Raw genomic sequence first — 5,236 nt, forward strand, 5'->3', positions numbered from 1 at the left:
TCGGCGCCGAAGCCCAGACCGCGCTTGCCGACGCGGTCGGACACGATCTTCTCCAGCCCCGCGAACGCACCGGCAACGATGAACAGCACGTTGGTGGTGTCGATCTGGATGAACTCCTGCTGCGGATGCTTGCGGCCGCCCTGCGGGGGCACGGAGGCGACGGTGCCTTCCATGATCTTCAGCAGGGCCTGCTGCACGCCCTCGCCCGAGACGTCGCGGGTGATCGAGGGGTTGTCCGACTTGCGCGAAATCTTGTCGATCTCGTCGATGTAGACGATGCCGCGCTGGGCCCGCTCGACGTTGTAGTCGGACGACTGCAGCAGCTTGAGGATGATGTTCTCGACGTCCTCGCCCACATAACCGGCCTCGGTCAGGGTGGTGGCGTCGGCCATGGTGAAGGGCACGTCGATGATGCGCGCCAGCGTCTGGGCCAGCAGCGTCTTGCCCGAGCCGGTCGGCCCGATCAGCATGATGTTGGACTTGGCCAGCTCGACGTCGTTGTTCTTCGTCGCGTGGTTCAGGCGCTTGTAATGATTGTGGACCGCGACCGAGAGCACCTTCTTGGCGTGCGCCTGACCGATGACGTAGTCGTCCAAGACCTCGCGGATCTCCTTCGGCGACGGCACGCCGTCCTTGGCCTTGGAGAAGGAAATCTTGTGCTCTTCACGGATGATATCCATGCAGAGCTCGACGCATTCATCGCAGATGAACACGGTCGGCCCGGCGATGAGCTTGCGCACCTCGTGCTGGCTCTTTCCGCAGAATGAGCAGTACAGCGTGCTTTTGGCGTCTGTGCCGGCGGCTTTGGTCATCGACCCTTCTCACTCCCGCGATGGACCCGATATGGGGCCAGGCGCGCTTCCCTCACGTTGATTCCCGAACAATGGGCGCAAAGGTCTTCAAAAAATGACAATCACCCATCCCGGCGCCCGCCACAACCCCGCGAAAGCGGAGCAGGAGGCGGAAGCGAACGGTTCACTGTTGAGGATGATCGCGGCGAATGTCTGACATGGGAAGCAACGCTCCGTTTCGCCAGCCGCCTCGCAAGGATCAGGCCATCGTCGCCTTCGACTTCGACGGCACCCTGACGATCCGCGACAGTTTCACCGAATTCCTGCGCTGGCGGGCCGGTCCGGGCGGCTGGGCCCTGGGGCTGGTGAAGATGTCGCCGGCCGTGGCCGCCTACGCCCGCAACCACGACCGGGGCCGGATCAAGGCCGCCTCGGTGCGCGAATTCCTCCGCGGCGTGGACCGGGCGGCTCTGGAAGCCGACGCCGAACGGTTCGCTGACCGAATTTGGGACAGGTTCATGCGCCCGGACGCCCTCGCCTGCTGGAACGACTGGGGCGACAGGGGCGCGCACCGCGTCATCGTCACCGCCAGCCCGGAGACGACGGTGGCGCCCTTCGCCCGACGGCTGGGTGCCGAGGCCCTGCTCGGCACCCCGCTGGTGTTCGACGGCGACGGCCGGGTCACCGGCGCCTTCGCCAGCCCCAACTGCCGCGGCGAGGAGAAGGTCCGGCGCCTGCGCGCGGTCTATGGCGAGGACGTGCGGTTGACGGCCGCCTATGGCGACACCTCCGGCGACACCGAGATGCTGGCCATCGCCGACGAGCCGGGATTTCGGGTGTTCACCGGCCGTCCCTGAGGCTCACCGCCCGTCGGCGTCCACGTCGAAGACCATCGGCTTGCCGCGCGAGGTGGGGTTCCAGCCCGCCTCGGTCACGGATGTCACCGCATTGCGCACGGCCTCTACGTTGATCCGCTGCTTCTCCATCTCCGGGCGATTATTGGCCCGCATCGGCATGGGAAACTGCACCACCGCTTCGCGCTGGAACCCCTGCAGTCTCAGGGTGATGGCCATGCCGTCCCATTTGCCGCCGGCCTTGGGCTGCGGCTGGCGGCGGATTTCCCACTCATAGGTCTCGCCGTCGACCTCGACGGTCCCGCTGGTCTCGCGCGTGTGTTGCATGGCGGCCTGATAGCACAAAAGAAAAGGGCGCGCCGTCTCCGGCGCGCCCCCTTAGTCCCGTCCTGCCGGTTCAGTCTCCCGGCGTCTTCACGCCATCGGAATCGGCCTGTTCGCGGCGGTCGTAGACGTGGTCGACGATGCCCCAGTTCTTGGCCTCCTCGGCGCTCATGAAATGGTCGCGGTCGAGGGTCTTCTCGACCTCCTCATAGGTCCGGCCGGTGTGATGGACATAGATCTCGTTCAGCCGCTTCTTGGTGTAGCGGATGTCGGCGGCGTGCAGTTCGATGTCCGACGCCTGGCCGCGGAAACCGCCCGAGGGCTGGTGCACCATGACCCGGGCGTTCGGCAGGGCCACGCGCTGGCCGGCGGCGCCGGCGGTCAGGATCAGCGAGCCGGCCGAGGCGGCCATGCCCATGCACACCGTCGAAACCGGCGAGCGGATGTATTGCATGGTGTCGTAGATCGCCAGCGCCGACGACACCTGGCCGCCCGGGCTGTTGATGTACATGCTGATTTCCTTCTTCGGGTTCTCCGATTCCAGGAACAGCAGCTGGGCGCAGATCAGCGACGCCATGCCGTCCTCGAACGGACCGGTCAGGAAGATGATCCGCTCGCGCAGCAGGCGCGAGAAGATGTCGAAAGCCCGCTCGCCCCGGCTGGACTGCTCCACCACCATGGGGACGAGGTTCATGTTCATCAGTTCGATCGGATCGCGCATTCAGGCCTTCTCGGGATGCTGTGGCGGCGACTCACCGGTCGCGCGCCTGTAGACAGGATATCGCGTCGTCAGGCCGAGGATGCAAGGCGCGGGCCGCGCGCCGCCCGCGGGCGGCGGCTGTCATTCCTCGTCGGAAGGCTCGCCTTCGGAGGTCGGAGGATCGACATCGCGCCGGTCGCGGACCATGTCGGCGGCAATCACCGACGCCTGTCCGCGCGGATTCTGTCGCAGCACCGGCGACCCCTGAACCTCGTACAGCGAGGTCAGATAGGAGACATCCCACCCGGTCAGCCCGTCCACGCCGCCCGGGGCGTCGAACAGGTTCAATATGGTGTCATAGGCCGCGGTCTCCGCCTCGGGATCGACCTGAACCAGGGTCACGAAGGCGAGATAGTCCGCCAATTGGGCCAGGTTGACCTGTCCCAGCCGGTCGACGTCGACGATGATCATCGCCTTCTTCAGATCGTCGCGGATCTGGGTGCTCAGGCGCGAGGCGGCGAAGACATTGATCTGCGGCGGGGCCTCATCCCCCGACAGGCGCACCGCCCGCTGGCCGGTGTCGGCGTTCACCGGCAGGCTGATCTGCCACCAGCGCACCGGCCGGTCGACGGTGCGGAACGCCTCCAGCGCCGCGCTGCCCCGGTCGAGGCCTGCGACGCCGATGCGGAACGCCCGGCGGCTCTCTTCCACCATCGCATCGGCCAGGGCGGCGCCGTCGGCTGTGAAGACGATGAAGACATTGGCCCGGCAGCCCGGCTCGCCGATATCGAGGCCGAGGTCCAGGGCCACCTGGGACACCCGGTCGGCCACGGCCTGTCCCAGGTCCGGGCGGACGTTGACGACGCCGACGCACAGCCGGTCGTGCCAGCGCGCCAGTCCGCGCCGCCCGGCCGGGGCGCCCACCTCCCCGACGAATTCCCGGACCATTTCCTCCAGCGCCCGCCCCTCGACGACCACATCCTCGAGCGTCGCCGTTGCTTCCGGCGGGTCCTGCGGGGGCGGCGGGCTCTGGGGGAGCGCATCCTGGGGAGACGCGAACGTCGAGAGCATGGCGGCGATGAACGCCCAACTGGTCATGCGGTTTTCCTGATATCCCTTGCCGGCGCGGGCCTACGGCAGGTCGCCGGCCTCGGCGTCTGACGCCCGTGCACGCCGCAGGTTTCGTAGCAGCTGCCGCGTCTGGTCGCTGGCCCGGATACGTTCCGACGGGCCGGTATAGAGCGCGTCCAGATAGGCGCGATCCCAGCCGGTCAGGCCCGGACTGCCTTCCGGATCGTCGAACAGGTTGAGGATGGTCGAGAACCGGCTGGTGTCGCCCTCGGGATCCACCTGGGCCAGCGCCACCATGGAAAGATAATCGGCCAGTTGCGGCAGGCCGACCCCGTTCACATATTCGCCGTCGACGACGATGATCACCTTGTTCATGTCGTCGCGGAGCCACCGACCCTTGTTGAGCAGGCCCTCGCCCGGGATCCGGGGAGAACTCTCGTCACCCGGCATCCGGATGCCGACATCGCCCGTGTATGCATTGGTGGGCACGCTGACATGCCACCAGCGCACCGGCCGGTCCGAGAAGCGGAAATCCTCAAGCGCGACATCGCCCCTGTCGAGTCCGCCGACCCCCAGATGGAAGACCCGCTCCCGACGCTCGACCATGGCGTCGCCCAGCGACTGGCCGTCCTCGGCGAAGACGATGAGAATATTGGCCCGGCATCCGGGATCGCCGGGCCTGAGCCCATACGCCAGAGCCACGCGGGACACATGATCCGCCACCGCCTGGGCGATGTCCTGCCGGATGCCGCTCACGCCGACGCAGACGCCGCCTCTCCAGCGGGCCAGGCCGCGCCGACGAGGAGGCGCCGAGACCTCGTCGACGAACTCGCGGGTCAGTTCCTCCAGCCGCCGGCCCTCGACGACGACCTCCTCGAGCGCGACGGCAGGCGGCTCCTGCGCGGCGGAAGACGCGGCCTGGGCGGGAGCCGGATCCTGAACGAGGGCCAGGGCGGCCAGCACGACGATCAGCGACATCCCAGCCCTCCAGCCGGCCCTCTCAGCCGACGGTTGGAATTTCTATCACGAGGCACGGGTAGCGGGAAGCGGCCCGGCCCGACGCGGCGTCAGACCAATCAGGGTTCGTCGGCGGGCCCGGCGTCGTTGGCGGGCCCGGGGTCGGTCGACAGAATCTCCATCAGGGCGTCGGCCTGGACCGGCTGGTTCAAACGGTTCGGCCTGGCGTCATACAGCGCTGTCAGATAGGCCCAATCCCATTCGGTCAGACCTGAGACCCCCCGGTCCCCGTCGGGGAGGTTGAGAACCGTATCAAATCTCCCGGTTTCGCCGTTTGGGTCGATCTGGGCCAGAACGAGCATCGCCAGATAATCCGAGAGGGCCGTGAAATCCGTGCCTTCCAGCCTGGGCACGTCCAGGATGATGATGGCCCTGCGAATAACGTCCATGATTCCCTGGCCCCGGTAGGACCGGTTGTAGGAATTCCCGCACGGCTCCGGCCCCTGGAATATCTTGATCGCCAGACACTTTCCGTCCTC

6 protein-coding genes and 1 pseudogene are annotated in these 5,236 nt (G+C 67.1%); 1 reads left to right on the top strand and 6 read right to left on the bottom strand.

Annotated elements, in window-relative coordinates:
• Positions 1-812: ATP-dependent Clp protease ATP-binding subunit ClpX (gene clpX, locus RDU12_RS02140; RefSeq protein WP_308684036.1), on the bottom strand; the 812-nt coding region annotated here is incomplete at its 3' end.
• 188 nt (positions 813-1,000) lie between these two features.
• Here clpX and RDU12_RS02145 point away from each other — a divergent pair.
• Positions 1,001-1,648: an HAD-IB family hydrolase gene (locus RDU12_RS02145; protein ID WP_300289656.1), complete on the top strand. Its 648-nt coding sequence runs from the start codon at positions 1,001-1,003 to the stop codon at positions 1,646-1,648.
• 3 nt (positions 1,649-1,651) lie between these two features.
• Here RDU12_RS02145 and RDU12_RS02150 read toward each other — a convergent pair whose 3' ends face one another.
• The 5 genes and pseudogenes from RDU12_RS02150 to RDU12_RS02170 form a co-directional block, all read right to left on the bottom strand.
• Positions 1,652-1,972, bottom strand: a complete 321-nt coding sequence (locus RDU12_RS02150; RefSeq protein WP_300289655.1) for a hypothetical protein — start codon at positions 1,970-1,972, stop codon at positions 1,652-1,654.
• A gap of 70 nt (positions 1,973-2,042) precedes the next feature.
• On the bottom strand, positions 2,043-2,690 hold the full coding sequence (locus tag RDU12_RS02155; RefSeq protein WP_300289654.1) for an ATP-dependent Clp protease proteolytic subunit: 648 nt from the start codon (positions 2,688-2,690) through the stop codon (positions 2,043-2,045).
• Positions 2,691-2,810: 120 nt separating this feature from the next.
• Positions 2,811-3,767, bottom strand: a complete 957-nt coding sequence (locus RDU12_RS02160) for a hypothetical protein (RefSeq protein WP_308684037.1) — start codon at positions 3,765-3,767, stop codon at positions 2,811-2,813.
• 33 nt (positions 3,768-3,800) lie between these two features.
• The gene (locus RDU12_RS02165; RefSeq protein WP_300291207.1) at positions 3,801-4,718 is read right to left on the bottom strand and encodes a hypothetical protein; all 918 of its coding nucleotides are present in this window, start codon (positions 4,716-4,718) and stop codon (positions 3,801-3,803) included.
• A gap of 98 nt (positions 4,719-4,816) precedes the next feature.
• Positions 4,817-5,236 (bottom strand): annotated as a pseudogene (locus RDU12_RS02170) (hypothetical protein); the annotation flags it as partial.

Source organism: Brevundimonas sp., assembly GCF_031082345.1.
In the GTDB taxonomy this organism is placed as follows: domain Bacteria; phylum Pseudomonadota; class Alphaproteobacteria; order Caulobacterales; family Caulobacteraceae; genus Brevundimonas.

Coding starts and splice junctions, on each gene's coding strand:
- RDU12_RS02145 (WP_300289656.1), top strand. CDS start 1,001: ATGTCTGACATGGGAAGCAACGCTCCGTTTCGCCAGCCGCCTCGCAAG.
- RDU12_RS02150 (WP_300289655.1), bottom strand. CDS start 1,972: ATGCAACACACGCGCGAGACCAGCGGGACCGTCGAGGTCGACGGCGAG.
- RDU12_RS02155 (WP_300289654.1), bottom strand. CDS start 2,690: ATGCGCGATCCGATCGAACTGATGAACATGAACCTCGTCCCCATGGTG.
- RDU12_RS02160 (WP_308684037.1), bottom strand. CDS start 3,767: ATGACCAGTTGGGCGTTCATCGCCGCCATGCTCTCGACGTTCGCGTCT.
- RDU12_RS02165 (WP_300291207.1), bottom strand. CDS start 4,718: ATGTCGCTGATCGTCGTGCTGGCCGCCCTGGCCCTCGTTCAGGATCCG.